The sequence below is a fragment of the [Zimmermannella] faecalis ATCC 13722 genome, assembly GCF_000381765.1.
GTDB classification, from domain to species: domain Bacteria; phylum Actinomycetota; class Actinomycetes; order Actinomycetales; family Microbacteriaceae; genus Gulosibacter; species Gulosibacter faecalis.
This window is the reverse complement of record NZ_KB907086.1, coordinates 19,605-36,807: the sequence shown is the minus strand read 5'-3', so window position 1 is coordinate 36,807 and position 17,203 is coordinate 19,605. Positions and strand designations below refer to the sequence as shown.

The window sequence follows — 17,203 nt, the reverse complement described above, 5'->3', positions numbered from 1 at the left end:
ATGATTCGCGACGACAGGAAAGCACTGCACTATGTCTCAAGCAACGAAGCTGCCGGGCAAGACCCCACTGCGCCGGGTGGTGACGGCGAGCGCGCTCGGAACCACCGTTGAGTACTACGACTTCACGCTCTACGCCACGACCGCCGCCCTCGTGTTCGACCGGGTGTTCTTCCCCGACTTCGACCCGATCGTGGGCACGCTCGCCGCGTTCGCCACGTATTTCGTGGGCTACGTGGCGCGGCCGCTCGGCGGCCTCATCTTCGGCCACTTCGGCGACAAGCTCGGCCGAAAGAACATCCTCATCATCACGATGCTCATGATGGGCCTCGGCACGTTCGCGATCGGCATCATCCCCGGATACGCGCAGATCGGCATCTGGGCGCCGATTCTGCTCGTATTGATCCGTCTCGTGCAGGGCCTCGGCATGGGCGGTGAGTACGGCGGCGGCGTGCTGATGGCGCTCGAATACAGCCCGAAACACCGGCAGGGCTTCTACACGTCGTTCGTGCACATCGGCACCCCGGCGGGCGTGCTTCTCCCCGTGGCGTTCGTGTCGATTCTCGACGCGACCCTCCCCACCGGCGCGTACGACGACTGGGCGTGGCGCATCCCGTTCCTCGCGAGCATCCTGCTGATCGCGGTTGGCGTGTACATCCGCCTCAAGGTCACCGAGAGCCCCGAGTTCGTGAAGATGCGCGAAGACAAGGAGGTGCAGAGCCTGCCGGTGAAGGAGGTCCTGACGAAGTACCCGAGCACCGTCGTGTTCTCGGTGCTCGCGAAGCTCGCTGAGAGTGGCCTCTTCAACATCTACTACGTCGTCGCGATCAGTTACGTCACGACCCAGCTCGACCAGTCGCGCGACCTCGTGCTGCTCGCGGTGCTCATCGCCTGCCTGCTCGAGTGCATCACCCTGCCGATCTTCGGCGCGCTCTCTGATCGCATCGGCCGCCGCAAGGTCTACATCGGTGGCGCGCTGTTCCAGCTCGTGCTCGCGGTGCCGTTCTTCATGCTCATCGGCACCGGCGAGCTCTGGGCCTACATTCTCGGGATGTCGCTCGGCCTCGCGATCGGCCACGGCGCGATGTACGGGGCCCAGGGCGCGCTCTTCTCGAATCTCTACCCGGTCAATGTGCGCTACACGGGCCTCTCGCTCACGCAGCAGCTCGGCGCCACGCTCGGTGGCGGGCTCTCGCCGACGATCGGTGCGGCGCTGCTCGCGGTCGCGGGCGGGCACTGGGGCTGGGTCGCCGTCTACTGCGTCGTCGTCGCGCTCGTCTCGAGCCTCGCGGCATCGCGACTGAAGGCCGGCGAGGTGCGCCACTCGGCCGACACGCTCGCCGACCGCGCGCCGGAGGCGCAGGAGGCACTGCGATGACCGAGTACTTCCTGCCCGCCGACGATGCCGAGCTCGTCGCGCTGCGCGGGTTCGCGCGCGAGCACGCCCGGCTCGTGCGCCTGCACGAAGACCCCCGCTACGTGGTGGCGCGCGAACCCGCGGCCACCCGGCGGGTGGGGGTCGTGTCGGGCGGCGGCTCGGGCCACGAGCCGCTCCACGGCGGCTTCGTCGGCCGAGGGATGCTCGACGCCGCGGTTCCCGGGCGCATCTTCGCTTCGCCGCACAACCGCCAGGTGTTTGCGGCGAGCCTTGAGGTCGCCCGCGACGAGGGCGTGCTCCACATCGTGAAGAACTACACGGGCGACCGCATCAACTTCGGAATCGCCGCCGAGCGCCTGCGCGACCAGGGCATCCGCACCGAGCGGGTGCTCGTCGACGACGACATCGCGACCGAATCCGACGAGACGAAGACCGGGAGACGGGGCACCGCTGCAACGGTCGTCGTCGAGAAGGTGGTCGGCGCGGCGGCCGAAGAGGGCCTCGGCCTGGATGCGCTCGCGGAAGTGGGGCGGCAGGTCGCGTCGAAGGCGCGCAGCGTCGCGGTCGCGAGCCGCGCGCACACCGCCCCGGCGGGCGGGCTCGCGTTCGACCTCGCCGAGGGCGAGCTCGAGTACGGCGTCGGAATCCACGGCGAGCGCGCCGCCGCGAGCGTCGCGAATGACGGGGTGGCGCAGACCGTCGACCGGATGCTCGCCGACCTGCAGGCGCACACGCGCGGCGTCGACCCGGGCGTCGGCACCGTCGTGCTCGTCAACGGGCTCGGCAGCGCGACCAGCCTCGAGCTCTCGGCCATCGCCGAACTCGCGTGCGCGGGCCTCGAGCGCCGCGGCGTCGAGATCGCCGACGTCGTCACGGGAACCCTCGTGCCCGCGCTCGACATGCGCGGCTTCTCGCTCACCCTCGTCCCGATGGATCAGCAGGAACTCGCCCGTTGGCAGGCGCCCTGCGAAACTGCCGCCTGGAGGCTCGCATGACCAGCACATCCGCGTTCGAAGCGCTTCGCGACGCTGCGACCGAACTGCTCCGCGACCTCACCCACTTCGACCAGGTGTCGGGCGACGGTGACTTCGGCGAGAACCTGCGGGGTGCGGCCGACCTCGTGGTGGCCACCCTCGCGCGCCGGCCCGACGACGACGAGTATCGCGTCGCCGCCGACGTGTTCCTCGATGACGTCGGAGGCACGAGCGGCCCGCTGTTCGGACTGCTGTTGCAGGCGATCGCGTCGTGCCAGGAATCCGGCGAGCGTGACTGGCTGCGGATCGGGCTCGCGCGCGGCACCGAGGCGATTCAGCGCGTCGGTGAGGCGGAGCCCGGCGACCGCACGCTCGTCGACGCGCTCGTGCCGGCGGTGCGCGCACTCGAGGCGGGGGAGTCGGCTGGTCAGGCCGCGAAGGCCGCCGCCGACGCGGCGGTGGCGACGGCAACGATGCGGGCCCGCCGGGGTCGCAGCAGCTATGTCGGCGACCGCGCGCTCGGCGTTCCCGACCCCGGCTGCGTCGGTGTCGCGGTGCTGCTCTGGGCGATCGCGTCGGTCGAGCCCGGGGCGACCCGCACGCCGGTGCGCGAGTTCCTCCCCGCGCAACTGCAGCTCGCGGAATGAGCCGATTACTATGACTTCATCTGGCAGGGCGGGCGTTCGCCCATGACGATCACGAGGTTTCGGAAGGCGGTGCACGATGTCGGGTGAACCGCTGCGGTCGGTGGCGCCGGGGCCCCAGCTGCTCTCGAGCTCGATCGCCGATCAGCTGCACGACATCCTGTGCCACCGCATCGTCACCGGCGAGTATCTGCCGGGGCAGCGGCTCGACATTCAGGCGATCGCCGAGGAGTTCGCGGTGTCGAAGACGCCCGTGCGCGACGCCGTGTTCGAGCTCGAGGCCGACCGCCTCGTCGAGACCCGCCCGCGCTCCGGCACGTTCGTGACGACGATGACGATTCAGGATGTGCACGAGGTTTGCCAACTGCGCAAGGGCATCGAGTGGGTCGCGACGGGCATCGCGGCGGCGACGATGCCGATCGAGGCCGTTGAGGCACTGCGCATCGAGGCCGTGAACGCCGAGCGCGCGGCTCGCGAGGGCGACTTCCAGCCGTTCTTCAAGAGCGATACGAACATCCACACCGAGATCGTGCGGGCGAGCAGCAACTCCCGGCTGCTGCAGGTGCGGTCGTCGGTGCAGCCATTCATCGACTGGCTGCAGTTCATCGGCGCCACCGGGCCCGAGCGCGTGCTCGGGTCGTCGCGCCGACACATGGAGATTCTCGACGCCATGGCGAAGCGCGACGCCGACGCGGCGGCGGCCGCGGCGGCCGTGCACCTCGACGAGGTCGAGGAGTGGACCGCAGCCGACCTCCGCGAGCTCGGATACGAATAGTCGCGTCGGTGTCGCGAGTTCGGCCGCGCTGGTGAGCCAGCGTCTTGACGCCGAGCCCGCTACCTACACGGTGCCCGCAACCTAAACCGAGAGCACCTCGATGAGGCCGTCGGTGAATTCAGGGTCGTAGGTGAGTGAGGCGGTTGTCGTATCGGTCTGCATTGAGCTCGCCTCGCGCATCAACTCCGCGCGCTGCTCCTCGTTCAGCAGCCCGATGAGCGACACGTCGACCGAGCTCGTCGACACAGCGTCGAGCGCCGCCGTCGCCGCGGTCGACGCGACCTGCGTCGTTGACGACGCACTCGACGTCGTCAGCGAGGCGTCGACGGAGTCGATCGCGAAGGCCGGGCTCGCGACGCCGACGACCGCGATGCCCGCGGCCGCGGTGGCGACGGTGGCGATGCCCGCGCGACGCCGCCGACGGCGACGCTGCGGGGCGGGCGTTGCGGTGGCGGCTCCAGAAATGGCGTGTTCTGCGGACATGGTGTGCTCCTCACGAAACTCGGGGATGTGCCGGTTGGCACATCCCCGAGTGAAGTGAGGCGAGCTATGCGCCCGCGATGCGGAGTCTTTGCATCCGCCCTGGGTGGGTGTGGATGCGCCCCTCGCTACTCGTCTTCGACCGCGAGCAGCTTCGTGCCGGCCGAGATGGTCTGGCCCGGCTCGCCCGCGATGCCGCGCACGACGCCGTCTCGGCTCGCTGAAATCGGCTGCTCCATCTTCATGGCCTCGAGCACGACGAGCAGGTCGCCCTTCACGACGCGCTGGCCCTCGTCGACCGCGAACTTCACGATCGTCGCCTGCATGGGCGAGGTGACGTCGTTGCCCGAGGTCGTGTCGACCGCGGCGCGCGAGCGGCGGCGCGGGGGAGCGCCCGCCATGTTGCGGCCGACGCCGCCGTGCTCGATACCGGCCGAGATCACGAGCCGCTCGGGCAGCGAGACCTCGATGCGCTTGTCGTTCACCTCGACGACGACCTCGCGCCGCTCGCCCGGGTGGTAGAGCTCCTCGGCCTCGCCATCCCACGGCTCGAACTGGTTGTCGTACGCGGTCTCGATCCACGTCGTGAAGACGCCGAACTCGCCGTCTTCGGCCGTGAAGGCCGGCTGGCGCACGACATCGCGGTGGAACGGCATGACCGTCGGCATGCCGGTGACGACGAACTCGTCGAGCGCGCGGCGGCTGCGCTCGAGCGCCTCCTCGCGGGTCGCGCCCGTGACGATGAGCTTCGCGACGAGCGAGTCGAACGCGCCCGAGACGGTGTCGCCCTGGCGCACACCCGAGTCGACGCGCACGCCGGGGCCGGTGGGCGCCTCGTACGTGGTGATCTTGCCGGGCGCGGGGAGGAAGCCGCGACCCGGGTCTTCGCCATTGATGCGGAACTCGAACGAGTGGGCCGTCGAGGCCGGGTCGTCGTAGCCGAGCTCCTCGCCCTCGGCGATGCGGAACTGCTCGCGCACGAGGTCGATGCCTGTGACCTCCTCGGACACGGGGTGCTCGACCTGCAGGCGGGTGTTCACCTCGAGGAACGCGACGGTGCCGTCGTTCGCGAGCAGGAACTCGCAGGTGCCGGCGCCCTGGTAACCGACGTGCTTCAGGATCGCCTTCGACGCCGAGTACATCTGCTCGCGCTGCGCATCGGTGAGGAACGGCGCGGGGGCCTCCTCGACGAGCTTCTGGTTGCGGCGCTGCAGCGAGCAGTCGCGGGTCGACACGACGACGACGTTGCCGTGCGCATCCGCGAGGCACTGCGTCTCGACGTGGCGCGGGCGGTCGAGGAACTTTTCGACGAAGCACTCGCCGCGGCCGAACGCCGCGACCGCCTCGCGCGTGGCGGAGTCGAAGGCGTCGGTGATCTCGGCCTCGTCGCGCACGATCTTCAGGCCGCGGCCGCCGCCGCCGTACGCGGCCTTGATCGCGACGGGCAGCCCGACCTCGCGGGCGAAGGCGATGACCTCGTCGGCACCCGAGACGGGCTCGAGCGTGCCCGGCGCGAGCGGCGCACCGACCGACTCGGCCACGTGGCGGGCCGTCACCTTGTCGCCGAGCGCCTCAATTGCCTCGGGCGACGGGCCGATCCAGATGAGGCCCGCGTCGATGACGGCGCGCGCGAAGTCGGGGTTCTCCGAGAGGAATCCGTACCCCGGGTGCACGGCGTTCGCGCCCGAGCGGCGCGCGACCGACAGCAGCTTCTCGATGACGAGGTAGGTGTCGGCGCTCGTGGCGCCGCGCAGCGCGTAGGCCTCGTCGGCGAGTCGGGCGTGGGGAGCGTCGCGATCCTGGTCGGCATACACCGCAACCGAGGGGATACCGGCGTCGGCCGCCGCGCGGATGATGCGAACGGCGATTTCGCCGCGATTGGCGACGAGAAGTTTCTCAATACGAGGCATAGTTCCCTACCCTATGAGCAATTGGGCCCGCTTCGTTGGAACTTCCCGACAGTGTTTCGCCCGAAACCGTTGCGGAAATCACGAACGCCCGGGCTCGGCGTCGTCGCCACGGTCGGCCGCGGCAGTGAGCCGGCTCGCGAGGTCGCGCATCGCGTCGGCAAGCTCGGGCGGCGCGAGCGGCGTCGCGTCGAACGGCGCGAGCGCGGTGAGCGCCGCGATCCAGCCGAGATCGCCGCGGGTGACGAGCACGCAGGCGCCGTCGCCGTCGGGCTCGATCGTGCCGTTGCCGGGCGGCACCCACTCGCGCAGGCGCTCGGGCTCGGCGGCGAACCGGATGCGCACCTCGGGCCCCGGCGAGTAGCCACGCGCCCGCCGCGCGGCCTCGAGTGAATCGGGCGCCTCGCGGGGCGTGAAGCGGAGGGTCGACGGGGTGACCTCCGTGATGCGGTCGAGGCGGAACGTGCGCCAGTCGTCGCGATCGAGGTCGAACGCGTGGAGATACCAGCGCCGCTCGACCGCGAGCACGCGATACGGCTCGACCCGGCGTATCCCGCCGCGGCCCTCGTGCGTCGTGTAGCCGAACTCGACGCGCAGCCCGTCGCGCACGGCTCGGGCGAGCGACCGGAGCACGTCGGCGTCGACGGGATACGCGCGGGTGGGGCTCACGTCGATCGATTCGGAGAGTGCCGCGACCTCGCTGCGGAGCCTCGGCGGCAGCACCTGGTCGAGCTTCGTGAGGGCGCGCACGGCGTCTTCGCCGAGGCCGTCGATACCGGCCTGCGCCGCGAGTTGCAGCGAGACGGCGACGGCGACGCCCTCGTGCGCGTCGAGCAGCAGCGGCGGGAGCTTGCGGCCGGGGCCGAGCTGGTAGCCGCCGCCGTGGCCGGCGCTCGAGAGCACAGGATACCCGAGCTCGCGCAGGCGATCGATGTCGCGCCGCACGGAGCGCTCGGTCACCTCGAGTTCGGCCGCGAGATCGGCACCCGACCACACCGTGCGCGACTGCAGTAGATCGAGCAGTCGCAGGGTGCGGGCGGTGACATCGGGCATGCGGCAAGTCTCCCGCACTTTGCGGACAAGATGTGTCCGCAAACGTGGATACGTTCGTTCCATCACCATGAAGGGAACGCGACCATGCCATTCATCACCCGAGACATCACGACCGAGAACGACGGCCTCGCGGCCTTTGCCGCGCACAACATCCTGCAGGTCGCGACGACGCTCGGCGGGCTCACCGACGACCAGCTGCGCGCGACCCCCTCGGCGAGCGCGATGTCGCTCGGCGCGCTCGCACGGCACTGCCTGAAGATGTTCGACAACATCCTTCTCGGGCTCGAGGCCGCACCCGAGTGCCCCGTCATGCCAGAGATCTCCGACGAGGAGAACCTCGCGCTCGGGCTCATCACGCCCGACGCGATTCGCGCCGACGACACGGCCGAGGCGCTCGCCGCCGAGCTCGTCGCGACCGCCGAGCGGGCCGAGCGGCTCATCGAGGGCATCGATCTCGACACCGAGATGCCCGTGCCCGAGGCCCCGTGGTTCGCGTCGGCGAAGCGCTGGAACAACCGGTGGGCGGTGCTGCACCTCATCGAGGAGGCGGCGCGCCACGCGGGTCACGCCGACCTGATTCGTGAGCACCTCGACGGCGCCGTCGCGTACGACCTCAACGACCGGTTCGACACGGAGCTCGCGGCGGCGCAAAGTTAGTGCGCCCTCAGTGAATCCCATACCCGAAGATCGCCCGAGTCTGCAAGGATAGAACCCGTTTTTCTACGCCGGGTTACGCACAAGGATTGTGCCCGGCGACATTTCTCCCTTCACGATGGCACAGCCCACAAGGCGGTAATTCATGTTGCTCAAGTTGCTCGGCAAATACCTTCGCCCGCACTTGCCGCTCGTTCTCGGTGTGCTGGTGTTCCAGCTGCTGCAGGCATTCGCGATGCTCGCGATTCCGACGCTCAACGCCGACATCATCAACAACGGCGTCGCCACCGGTGACGTCCCCTATATCTGGCGCACGGGCGGCGTCATGCTGCTCGTCGCGATCGGGCAGCTCGTGTGCATCCTCATCGCCACGTACTGCTCGGCCCGCGCCGCGATGTCGGTCGGCCGCGACCTGCGCCGCGACGTCTTCGACCGGGTCGCGAGCTTCTCTGAGAAGGAAGTCTCGGACTTCGGGGCCGGCTCGCTCATCACCCGCAGCACGAACGACGTGCAGCAGGTGCAGATGCTCGTATTCATGGGCGCGCTCGTCATGGTGTCGGCGCCGATGCTCGCGATCGGTGGCATCGTCATGGCGATGCGCCAGGCGATCGAGCTTTCGTGGGTCATCGGCGTCGCGGTGCCCGTGCTGCTCGTGCTCATGGGCGTCATCGTCGGCCGCATGATCCCGCTGTTTGGCCAGTGGCAAGACCGCCTCGACGGCATCAACCGTATTCTTCGCGAGCAGCTCTCGGGCATCCGTGTCGTGCGGGCCTTCGTGCGCGAAGACATCGAGCGCGACCGGTTCGCGAAGGCGAACGACACCCTCGCCGACGTCGGCCGCCGCGTCGGCAACCTCTTCGTCATCGTGTTCCCGGTCGCGATGCTCATCATGCAGCTCACCTCGGCCGCCGTCGTCTGGTTCGGCGCGCACCTCGTCGAGCAGGGCACGGTCGAGATCGGCTCGCTCATCGCCTACATCTCGTACACGATGCAGATCCTCATGGGCGTCATCATGGTGAGCTTCATGACGACGATGATCCCGCGCGCCTCGGTCTGTGCCACCCGCATCGGCGAGGTGCTCGCGACCGACTCGACCCTCACCTTCCCCGCCGACGGCGTGAAGCAGCAGCCGACGCCGGGCCGCGTCGAGTTCGACCACGTGACGTTCGCGTATCCGGGCGCCGACAAGCCCGTTCTCAACGACATCACGTTCACCGCCGAGCCAGGCCAGACCGTTGCGGTTATCGGCTCGACGGGCGCCGGCAAATCGACGCTCGCGAACCTCGTGCCGCGGCTGTTCGACGCGACCTCGGGCGAGGTTCGCGTCGGCGGCGTGCCGGTGCGGGAATCGGACGCGGAGCTGCTGTGGGGCTCGATGGGGTACGTGCCGCAGCGGCCGTACCTGTTCTCGGGCACCGTGCGCTCGAACCTCGAGGTGGGGCTCGAGGGAGCGACCGACGAGGACATGTGGTGGGCGCTGCGCGTCGCGCAGGCCGACGACTTCGTCGGTGAAATGCCGGGTGAGCTCGACGCGCCGATCGCGCAGGGCGGCACGAACGTGTCGGGCGGGCAGCGCCAGCGCCTGTCGATCGCCCGCGCGGTGATTCGCAAGCCGAAGCTGCTCGTGTTCGATGACTCTTTTTCGGCGCTCGACCTCACGACCGACGCGCGGCTGCGCGAGGCGCTCTGGCAGGAACTGCCCGAGACGACGAAGCTCGTCGTCGCCCAGCGCGTGTCGACCATCACCGATGCCGACCGCATCATCGTGCTCGACGGCGGCTCGATCGTCGGTGACGGCACCCACGAAACGCTGCTCGCGAGCAACACCACGTACCAGGAGATTGTCGAGTCGCAGCTCGGCGCGGAGGCGAATCGATGAGTAACGCACAGGACATCCGCGAAACCCTGGAGTTTGACGAAGAGGCCGCCAACGCCGCGGCCTCCGGCGGTGACTGGAGCGGAATGGGCGCCGACTCGCGCCCCGCGAAGAACTTCGGCCCGAGCTTCAAGCTGCTCATCGGGCTCCTCGCCCCGTGGAAGCTGAAGTTCGCGTTCGCGACCGTGCTCGGCGTCTGCTGGGTGCTGCTCACCCTGTGGGGCCCGCGACTGCTCGGTGACGCGACGAACCTCATCTTCGAGGGCGTGTTCTCGTCGCAGATGCCGGCCGGCGTCACGAAGGAACAGATGGTCGCGCAGCTCGAGGCCGCGGGCGAGACGAACTTCGCCGAGATGGTCGGGGCGATGGACCTCGTGCCGGGCGCCGGCATCGACTTCGAGGCGCTCTCGCGCACCCTGCTCATGGTCGTCGCGATCTACCTCGTCGCGACGCTGCTCGACTACTGGGTCGGCTACATGCTCAACGGCATCGTCATCAAGGCGATGCACGGGCTGCGCCGCAGCGTCGAAGAGAAGATCCACAGCCTGCCGCTCAGCTACTTCGACCGCACGAAGCGCGGCGAGATGCTGAGCCGCGTCACGAACGACGTCGACAACCTCACGAACGCGCTGCAGCAGTCGCTCATCTACGTCATCAACAGCGTGCTCATGGTGCTCGGCCTGCTCATCGTCATGTTCTCGATCTCGTGGACTCTCGCGCTCATCGCGCTCGTGACCCTGCCGATCACCGGCGTGATCATCGCGATCATCGGCCCGAAGTCGCAGAAGGCGTTCCAGGGGCAGTGGAAGTCGACCGGCAAGCTCAACGCCCGCGTCGAAGAGTCGTTCTCGGGCCACGCGCTCGTGCGCGTCTTCGGCCGCGAGCAGGAGTCGCGCGAGAAGTTCCGCGACGAGAACGGCGAGCTCTTCGAGGCCTCGTTCAAGGCGCAGTTCCTCAGCGGCCTCATGATGCCGCTCATGCAGTTCGCGGGCACCATCTCGACCGTCGGCATCGCCGTCGTCGGTGGTCTGCAGATCGCGAGCGGCACGCTGCGCCTCGGTGACGTGCAGGCGTTCCTGCAGTACTCGCAGCAGTTCTCGGGGCAGATGGGGCAACTCGGGCAGATGGCGCCGGTCATCCAGTCGGCGACCGCGTCGGCCGAGCGCGTCTTCGAACTGCTCGACGCCGACGACGAGACGCCCGACGACCCGAACGCGCCCGAGCTCGAGCCCGGCCCCGGCCGCATCGAGTTCGATCACGTTGCCTTCTCGTACGAGCGCGACCACGAGTCGCCCGACTGGCGCCCGCTGATCCAAGACCTGAGCTTCACCGTGAACCCGGGGCAGACGGTCGCCATCGTCGGGCCCACCGGCGCCGGGAAGACGACGCTCGTGAACCTCGTCATGCGGTTCTACGACGTCGACTCGGGGCGCATCCTGCTCGACGGGCAGACGACGGGCGACCTGCGCCGCCACGACGTGCGCGCTCGCACGGGCATGGTGCTGCAGGACCCGTGGCTGTTCCAGGGCACGATCCTCGAGAACATCCGCTACGGCAACAACGACGCGACGGATGAGCAGCTCAAGGAGGCGGCGCGGGCGACCTACGTCGACCGCTTTGTGCAGTCGCTGCCCGACGGGTACGACACCGTGCTCGACGAGGACGCGTCGAACGTCTCGGCCGGTGAAAAGCAGCTCATCACGATCGCCCGCGCGTTCGTGGCGAACCCGGCCGTGCTCATCCTCGACGAGGCGACGAGCTCGGTCGACACCCGCACCGAGCTGCTCCTGCAGCACGCGATGAACGCCCTGCGCGAGGGCCGCACGAGCTTCGTGATTGCCCACCGCCTCTCGACGATTCGCGACGCCGACCTCATCCTCGTGATGGAGCAGGGCTCAATCGTCGAACAGGGCGACCACGACTCGCTGCTCGCGCAGCAGGGTGCGTACTGGCGCCTCTACCAGTCGCAGTTCTCGGGCGCGGCGACCGACCTCGACGCCGACCTCGGCGACGGCAGCGCCGAGCACGCCGCCGCCGCGACCGGCGCGATTCCGGTCGCCGGCGAAGGTTCGGGCTCGGGATCGGGCGAGTAGCCCGGGCCGCGCTCAACCGGTTCGAACGACGGGTTCGAACGACGGGCCGCACCGCTTCGGCGGGGCGGCCCGTCGGCCGTTTCCGCCCGGTAATCCGGGGGAGCGGCGCCGTCGGCACCGCGCCGAGATTCCCCACTGGCGCTTCCGCGAAACCCATGTAATATATTACCCAGTAGAGCCGTAATATATTACTAAGCAGCGATGCCCCTCGCCTGCGACGGCGCTCGGAAAGGAACTCAACATGGCAATCGACAAGAAGCCGTGGCACGGCGTCCTGGTCGCCTCGGCCCTCCCCTTCAACGATGACCTCTCGGTGAACTACGACAAGTTCGCGGAGCACGTGCACTTCCTCGCAGAGAACGGCTGCGACGGCATCGCGCCGAACGGCTCGCTCGGCGAGTACCAGAACCTCACCCCCGAGGAGCGGGCGAAGGTCATCGAGGTCGCCGTTGACGCGGCGCCCGAGGGCTTCGTCGTCATGGCCGGCACCGGCGCCTACGGCGCGCTCGAAAGCCGCCGCTGGGCCGACCAGGCCGCCGAGGCCGGCGCCCAGGCCGTCATGCAGCTGCCGCCGAACACGTACAAGGCTAACGACGAGCAGGTCTTCGCGCACTACGAAGAGGTCGCGAAGGCCGGTCTCCCCGTCGTCGCGTACAACAACCCGCAAGACACGAAGGTCGACCTCAAGCCCGCGCTCGTCGCCCGCCTCCACGAGGCCGGCTTCATCGTCGGTATCAAGGAGTTCACCGGCGACGCCCGCCGCTCGTACGAGATCAAGGAACTCGCGCCCGAGATGGACATCCTCATCGGCACCGACGACTCGGTGCTCGAGGTCGGTATCGCCGGCGCCGTCGGCTGGGTCGCCGGCTACCCGAACGCGATTCCGCAGAGCACGGTCGAGCTGTACCGCCTGTCGACCTCGGGCCGCGCCGAAGACTGGGCGAAGGCCCGCGAGATGTACGTCGACCTGCACCCGCTGCTGCGCTGGGACACGAAGACCGAGTTTGTCGAGTCGATCAAGCTCTCGATGGATGTTGTCGGTCGCTACGGTGGCCCGTCGCGTCCGCCGCGCCTGCCGCTCGCCGACGACGTTCGCGCGAAGATCATCGCCGACACCGAGGCCGTGCTGGCCAAGGGCTACAAGTAAGACTTGCGCGATCGCGCTGCGGGGTGTGCCAACCTGGACGGGTTGGCGCACCCCGCTTCCGCGTATCCGCGACCAATCCGCATCCCCACCACAAGGAGAATTGCATTGGCCACGTTGCCGTACATTTCCGCCGAGGACGTGCGTGCCGCACTGCCCTGGCACACCGCGATCGAGGGTATTGAGGCGGCGCTGCGCGCCGGGGTCGACCCCGAGGGCGATGGCCCCCGCCTGTTCGCCCCGACCCCGAACGGCGAGTTCCTGATCATGCCGGCGAAGGCACCCGAGGTTATGGGCGTGAAGGTGCTCACGATCTCGCCCGAGAACCCCGAGCGAGGGCTCGAGAAGATTCAGGGCACGTACCTGCTGTTTGACAGCGACACGTCGGCGCCGTTGTGCGTCATGGATGGCATCGAGGTCACCGCGGTGCGCACGCCCGCGATCACGCTGACCGGCCTGCGCGCGCTCGCGGCGGCCGCACCGGCCGGCGACGAGCTGCCCGAGGCGCCCGAGGTGCTCGTGTTCGGCGCGGGCATCCAGGGGCTCAACCACATCCGCGCCGTGCGCTGGGCGTGGCCGAACGCTCGGTTCCGCGTGGTCGGTCGGCGCCCCGAGCGCATCCAGGCGCTCATCGAGACGCTCGCCGCCGACGGCATTGAGGTCGCCGACGCGACCGGCGAGGTCGAGGCCGCCGTGCACGCGGCCGACATCATCGTCACGGTTACGAGCTCGACGACGCCGCTGTTCGAGGGTGGCTGGGTGCGACCGGGCGCGATCGTTGCCTCGGTCGGCCAGCACGGGCTCGACGCTCGAGAGGTCGATGCCGAGCTCGTGCTGCGCTCCGACGTCGTACTCGAGAGCCGCACGGGCATGTTCCGCGAGGGCGGCAACATCATTCCGGCCCGTTCGCTCGAGGAGTGGCAGGAGCGGCAGCCCGCAAACCTGCGCGAAGCGGTGCGCGGCGAGTTCACGCGCGCGCCCGGCAATCCTGCGCTCTACACGGGCGTCGGGATGTCGTGGGAGGACCTCGTGCTCGCGGGCATCGTCTACGGGCAGGTCGTCGGCGACGCCAAGTAGCCGGCAGCAACAGAGACAGCGAAGCGGCCGCCTGCGATTTCTCGCAGGCGGCCGCTTCGCTGTGTCGAGCCGTTAGGCGCCGGTGACGGCGTCGGTCTTCTCAGCACCGACCTCTTCCACGTCCTGCGGTTCGGCGTGGTGTTGCATCGAGCGATCCTTCGTCTCGGGCATCATCGCGAACAGCACGACGAGCGCGAGTACCGAGACGCCCACGATGTACCACGCGGGCGACACGTTCGACCCAGTGAGGTTGATGAGGGCCGTCGCGAGCAGTGGGGCGGTGCCGCCGAAGATCGTGAACGCGAGGTTGTAGCTGATGGATGCGCCGGTGTAGCGCACCCGGGCCGGGAACATCTCGACGTACGCCGGGCCGGCGGGGCCGAACACGAGCCCGAGCGCGAGCCCGAGCAGGCCCTGGGCGATGATCGCCGCGGTGAGCGTGCCCGTGCCGACGAGGAAGTAGGCGGGCAGCGACACGATGGCGCTGAACGCGATGGCGATGAGGAGCATCTTCCGTCGGCCAATGCGGTCAGAGATCGCCGCCGACACCGGCACCATGAAGAACGTGATGAGCAGCGCGATGCTGTTCGAGATGAGGGCGTCGTTCGGCGAGAGCCCGATCGTCACGGTCATGTACGAGTAGAAGTAGCCCGTCAGCGAGTAGTAGCCGAGGCTCGCGACGGCCGACATCGAGAAGACGACGAGCATCGAGCGCCAGTGGGTCGCGAACACGGTGCGAATCGGGGCCGACTCGACCTGCTTCGACTTGCGCATCTCGACGTACGCGGGTGACTCGTCGACGCGCGTGCGGATGTAGAGGCCGACGACCGCGAGGGGAGCGCCGAGCAGGAACGGGATGCGCCAGCCCCACTCGTGGTACACCTCGGGCGCGAGCACGGCGGTGAGCCAGAGCACGAGCAACGCCGCGAGCACGGGCGGGAGGTTTGAGGCGGTGTAGACGAAGCCGACGTTGCGGCCTCGGGTCGCAATGGGGGAGTGCTCGGCGACGAACGAGTTTGAGCCGATCGTCTCGCCCGCGGCCGACAGACCCTGGAGCATCCGCAGCACGATGAGCAGGATGGGCGCCAGGACGCCGATCGCGGCGTACGTGGGCAGGAGTCCGATGAGTGTCGTGCTCACGCCCATGAGCAGGATCACTCCCGCGAGGACGCGCTTGCGGCCGAACCGGTCGCCGAGGGCGCCGATGAGGAACGCGCCAACGGGACGGGCGATGAAGCCGACCGAGTAGACGGCGAACGTCGACAGGAGCGCCGAGGCCGGGTCGAAGTCGGGGAAGAATAGGGACGCGATGACGGGCGCCGCGTAGGCATAGACCGCGAAGTCGAACCATTCGACGAAGTGGCCGATGGCGGAGGCGGACATCACCTTGCCGATGCCCTTCGGTGGGGACTGCGTGTGCGGTTCGGGTGATTGTGCAGACATGTGTTTCCTCGTCATTGGGGATTACCGGTTGTCGGTGTTGTCGAGGTCGCGCTCCAGGTGGCGCCGCTCCTCGACGGGGATCGGGGTCGTCGAGCTCGGCGCGAGCCAGAAGTCGGCGCCGGTGATGCCGTGGTCTTCGGGGTGGAAGACCGGGTCTTTGCCCGCCTTCTTCTGCCGCTCGTAGTCCTTGAATACCTTGATGACGACGGGCAGCAGCATGAGGATGCTCACCATGTTGATGAAGCCGAGCACGACGTAGCCGATGTCGCCGGCGGCCCACATCATGTCGGCCGAGATCACGCCGCCGACGAACGAGATCACGAGCGAGCCGATCTTCAGCACCCACAGGGCCGCGTTGTTCACGCGCTCCTTCGTGAGGAAGATGAGGTTCGACGAGGCGATGTAGTAGAACGCCACCTGGCTCGTGAACGCGAACAGGAAGATCGCGACGGCGACGAAGGTCGAGCCGAAGCCGGGGAACACGGTGTCGATCGCGGCCTGGGCGTTCGCGCCGCCCGTGACGAGGTCGGCGGGGATGCTGCCCTGGTGGATCATCTCGCCTATGGGCGTGATGACGTTGTAGGAGTCGGTCGCGACGATGAGCAGACCGGTCGCCATGCACACGAACAGCACGTCGACATAGATTGAGAAGGCCTGCACGAGGCCCTGCTTGCCCGGGTGGCTGACGCGAGCCGCGGCGGCGCCGTACGTGCCCTCGCCGACGCCGGCGACCGAGGTGAAGATCGCGCGGCGGATACCCCATGTGATCGCGAAGCCGAGAATGCCGCCGAAGACCTCGTGCGCACCGAACGCGCTCGAGAAGATCACGCCGATGGTCTCGGGGATCGACTCGAAGTTCCAGAAGATCACGACGAGCGCGATGATGATGTAGCCGACGGCCATGAACGGCACGATGAGCTGCGCGACGTTCACGATGCGCTTCGTGCCGCCGATGATGACGAGCCCGAGGAGCGCGGTGACGATGGTCGCGGTGATCCACGGGTCGAGGCCGAACGCGTACTCGACGCTCGAGGAGATGTTGTTCGACTGGATGCCCGGCACGAGGAAGCCATAGGCGAGGAAGGCGACGAGCGCGGCCACGACCGCGAGCCAGCGGAGCTTGAGGCCGTGGTAGATGTAATACGGAATGCCGCCGCGGTGCTCGCCGTCAATGCGGCGCTTGTAGACCTGGGCGAGCGTCGACTCGGCGTACGAGCTCGCCGACCCGAGGAGGCCGGTCACGGCCATCCAGAAGATCGCGCCGGGGCCACCCGCGGCGATTGCGGTGGCGACACCCGCGATCGCGCCGACGCCGACGCGGCTCGCGAGCGTCATCGCGAGTGCCTGGAACGACGAGATTCCCTCGGCGTCTTTCTCGGCGTTGCCGCGGCCCGAGATGAGCCGAATCATCTCGGGGAATCGGCGCACCTGCGTGAACTTGAACACGATCGTGAACAGCAGGCCGAGCGCGAGGGCGAGGTAGGCGAGCCACTCCCAGCCGATATTGCCGATGGTTTGCAGTACCCCGGTGAGGGAGTCGAAAAATCCGTTGAGTCCGTCCATGAGTGTCCTTCACGTCGTCGTGGTGTGTACAGGAGGGAGGGGTGGCGGATGGGCCGCCGATCAGTGACACGGTTCGTTAATATGTGACATATTACAAGCGTCGGGCCGTTTGTCGAGGCCCAATCAGAGGCAAAGGAAATGAATC

14 protein-coding genes are annotated in these 17,203 nt (G+C 68.5%); 9 read left to right on the top strand and 5 right to left on the bottom strand.

Going from position 1 to position 17,203, the window contains the following annotated elements:
- Nucleotides 1–31 precede the first annotated feature (31 nt).
- The 4 genes from G328_RS0113020 (at nt 32) to G328_RS0113005 (ending at nt 3,768) form a co-directional block, all read left to right on the top strand.
- Nucleotides 32–1,375, top strand: a complete 1,344-nt coding sequence (locus G328_RS0113020; protein ID WP_051082921.1) for an MFS transporter — start codon at nt 32–34, stop codon at nt 1,373–1,375.
- Entirely contained in the window at nt 1,372–2,370 is a 999-nt protein-coding gene (locus G328_RS0113015; protein ID WP_019619794.1) for a dihydroxyacetone kinase subunit DhaK, read from the top strand. The genes G328_RS0113020 and G328_RS0113015 overlap by 4 nt, the downstream gene beginning before the upstream one ends.
- Nucleotides 2,367–2,996, top strand: coding sequence for a DAK2 domain-containing protein (locus G328_RS0113010; RefSeq protein WP_019619793.1), 630 nt, complete (start codon nt 2,367–2,369; stop codon nt 2,994–2,996). Before G328_RS0113015 ends, G328_RS0113010 begins: the two co-directional genes overlap by 4 nt.
- A 76-nt stretch (nt 2,997–3,072) precedes the next feature.
- Nucleotides 3,073–3,768: a GntR family transcriptional regulator gene (locus G328_RS0113005; RefSeq protein ID WP_019619792.1), complete on the top strand. Its 696-nt coding sequence runs from the start codon at nt 3,073–3,075 to the stop codon at nt 3,766–3,768.
- Between the two features lie 81 nt (nt 3,769–3,849).
- On the opposite strand, the gene G328_RS0113000 is transcribed toward G328_RS0113005, so the two are convergent.
- The 3 genes from G328_RS0113000 to G328_RS0112990 form a co-directional block, all read right to left on the bottom strand.
- A complete protein-coding gene (locus tag G328_RS0113000) occupies nt 3,850–4,251 on the bottom strand; it encodes a hypothetical protein (RefSeq protein WP_019619791.1) in 402 nt (133 codons plus the stop codon).
- Between the two features lie 125 nt (nt 4,252–4,376).
- Complete coding sequence (locus G328_RS0112995; RefSeq protein WP_019619790.1) at nt 4,377–6,158, bottom strand: acetyl/propionyl/methylcrotonyl-CoA carboxylase subunit alpha; 1,782 nt, start codon at nt 6,156–6,158, stop codon at nt 4,377–4,379.
- A gap of 78 nt (nt 6,159–6,236) precedes the next feature.
- Nucleotides 6,237–7,208, bottom strand: a complete 972-nt coding sequence (locus G328_RS0112990; RefSeq protein ID WP_019619789.1) for a helix-turn-helix transcriptional regulator — start codon at nt 7,206–7,208, stop codon at nt 6,237–6,239.
- Between the two features lie 84 nt (nt 7,209–7,292).
- Between G328_RS0112990 and G328_RS0112985 the strand changes: the two genes are divergently transcribed.
- The 5 genes from G328_RS0112985 (at nt 7,293) to G328_RS0112965 (ending at nt 14,052) form a co-directional block, all read left to right on the top strand.
- Nucleotides 7,293–7,865 (top strand): mycothiol transferase, encoded by a 573-nt coding sequence (locus G328_RS0112985; protein WP_019619788.1) that lies wholly within the window; start codon nt 7,293–7,295, stop codon nt 7,863–7,865.
- Between the two features lie 142 nt (nt 7,866–8,007).
- Nucleotides 8,008–9,741, top strand: a complete 1,734-nt coding sequence (locus tag G328_RS0112980; protein ID WP_019619787.1) for an ABC transporter ATP-binding protein — start codon at nt 8,008–8,010, stop codon at nt 9,739–9,741.
- Nucleotides 9,738–11,831 carry an ABC transporter ATP-binding protein gene (locus tag G328_RS0112975; protein WP_019619786.1) on the top strand — a complete coding sequence of 698 codons (2,094 nt, stop codon included), beginning with the start codon at nt 9,738–9,740 and terminating at the stop codon, nt 11,829–11,831. The genes G328_RS0112980 and G328_RS0112975 overlap by 4 nt, the downstream gene beginning before the upstream one ends.
- A gap of 241 nt (nt 11,832–12,072) precedes the next feature.
- A complete protein-coding gene (locus G328_RS0112970) occupies nt 12,073–12,978 on the top strand; it encodes a dihydrodipicolinate synthase family protein (protein WP_019619785.1) in 906 nt (301 codons plus the stop codon).
- Between the two features lie 105 nt (nt 12,979–13,083).
- Nucleotides 13,084–14,052 (top strand): ornithine cyclodeaminase family protein, encoded by a 969-nt coding sequence (locus tag G328_RS0112965; RefSeq protein ID WP_019619784.1) that lies wholly within the window; start codon nt 13,084–13,086, stop codon nt 14,050–14,052.
- 72 nt (nt 14,053–14,124) lie between these two features.
- Here the strand turns inward: G328_RS0112965 and G328_RS0112960 are convergent, their stop codons facing one another.
- Together G328_RS0112960 and G328_RS15450 are read right to left on the bottom strand one after the other, a co-directional pair.
- A complete protein-coding gene (locus G328_RS0112960; RefSeq protein WP_019619783.1) occupies nt 14,125–15,495 on the bottom strand; it encodes an MFS transporter in 1,371 nt (456 codons plus the stop codon).
- A gap of 21 nt (nt 15,496–15,516) precedes the next feature.
- A complete protein-coding gene (locus tag G328_RS15450; protein ID WP_019619782.1) occupies nt 15,517–17,058 on the bottom strand; it encodes an alanine/glycine:cation symporter family protein in 1,542 nt (513 codons plus the stop codon).
- Between the last annotated feature and the right edge of the window lie 145 nt (nt 17,059–17,203).

Coding starts and splice junctions, on each gene's coding strand:
- G328_RS0113020 (WP_051082921.1), top strand. CDS start 32: ATGTCTCAAGCAACGAAGCTGCCGGGCAAGACCCCACTGCGCCGGGTG.
- G328_RS0113015 (WP_019619794.1), top strand. CDS start 1,372: ATGACCGAGTACTTCCTGCCCGCCGACGATGCCGAGCTCGTCGCGCTG.
- G328_RS0113010 (WP_019619793.1), top strand. CDS start 2,367: ATGACCAGCACATCCGCGTTCGAAGCGCTTCGCGACGCTGCGACCGAA.
- G328_RS0113005 (WP_019619792.1), top strand. CDS start 3,073: ATGTCGGGTGAACCGCTGCGGTCGGTGGCGCCGGGGCCCCAGCTGCTC.
- G328_RS0113000 (WP_019619791.1), bottom strand. CDS start 4,251: ATGTCCGCAGAACACGCCATTTCTGGAGCCGCCACCGCAACGCCCGCC.
- G328_RS0112995 (WP_019619790.1), bottom strand. CDS start 6,158: ATGCCTCGTATTGAGAAACTTCTCGTCGCCAATCGCGGCGAAATCGCC.
- G328_RS0112990 (WP_019619789.1), bottom strand. CDS start 7,208: ATGCCCGATGTCACCGCCCGCACCCTGCGACTGCTCGATCTACTGCAG.
- G328_RS0112985 (WP_019619788.1), top strand. CDS start 7,293: ATGCCATTCATCACCCGAGACATCACGACCGAGAACGACGGCCTCGCG.
- G328_RS0112980 (WP_019619787.1), top strand. CDS start 8,008: ATGTTGCTCAAGTTGCTCGGCAAATACCTTCGCCCGCACTTGCCGCTC.
- G328_RS0112975 (WP_019619786.1), top strand. CDS start 9,738: ATGAGTAACGCACAGGACATCCGCGAAACCCTGGAGTTTGACGAAGAG.
- G328_RS0112970 (WP_019619785.1), top strand. CDS start 12,073: ATGGCAATCGACAAGAAGCCGTGGCACGGCGTCCTGGTCGCCTCGGCC.
- G328_RS0112960 (WP_019619783.1), bottom strand. CDS start 15,495: ATGTCTGCACAATCACCCGAACCGCACACGCAGTCCCCACCGAAGGGC.
- G328_RS15450 (WP_019619782.1), bottom strand. CDS start 17,058: ATGGACGGACTCAACGGATTTTTCGACTCCCTCACCGGGGTACTGCAA.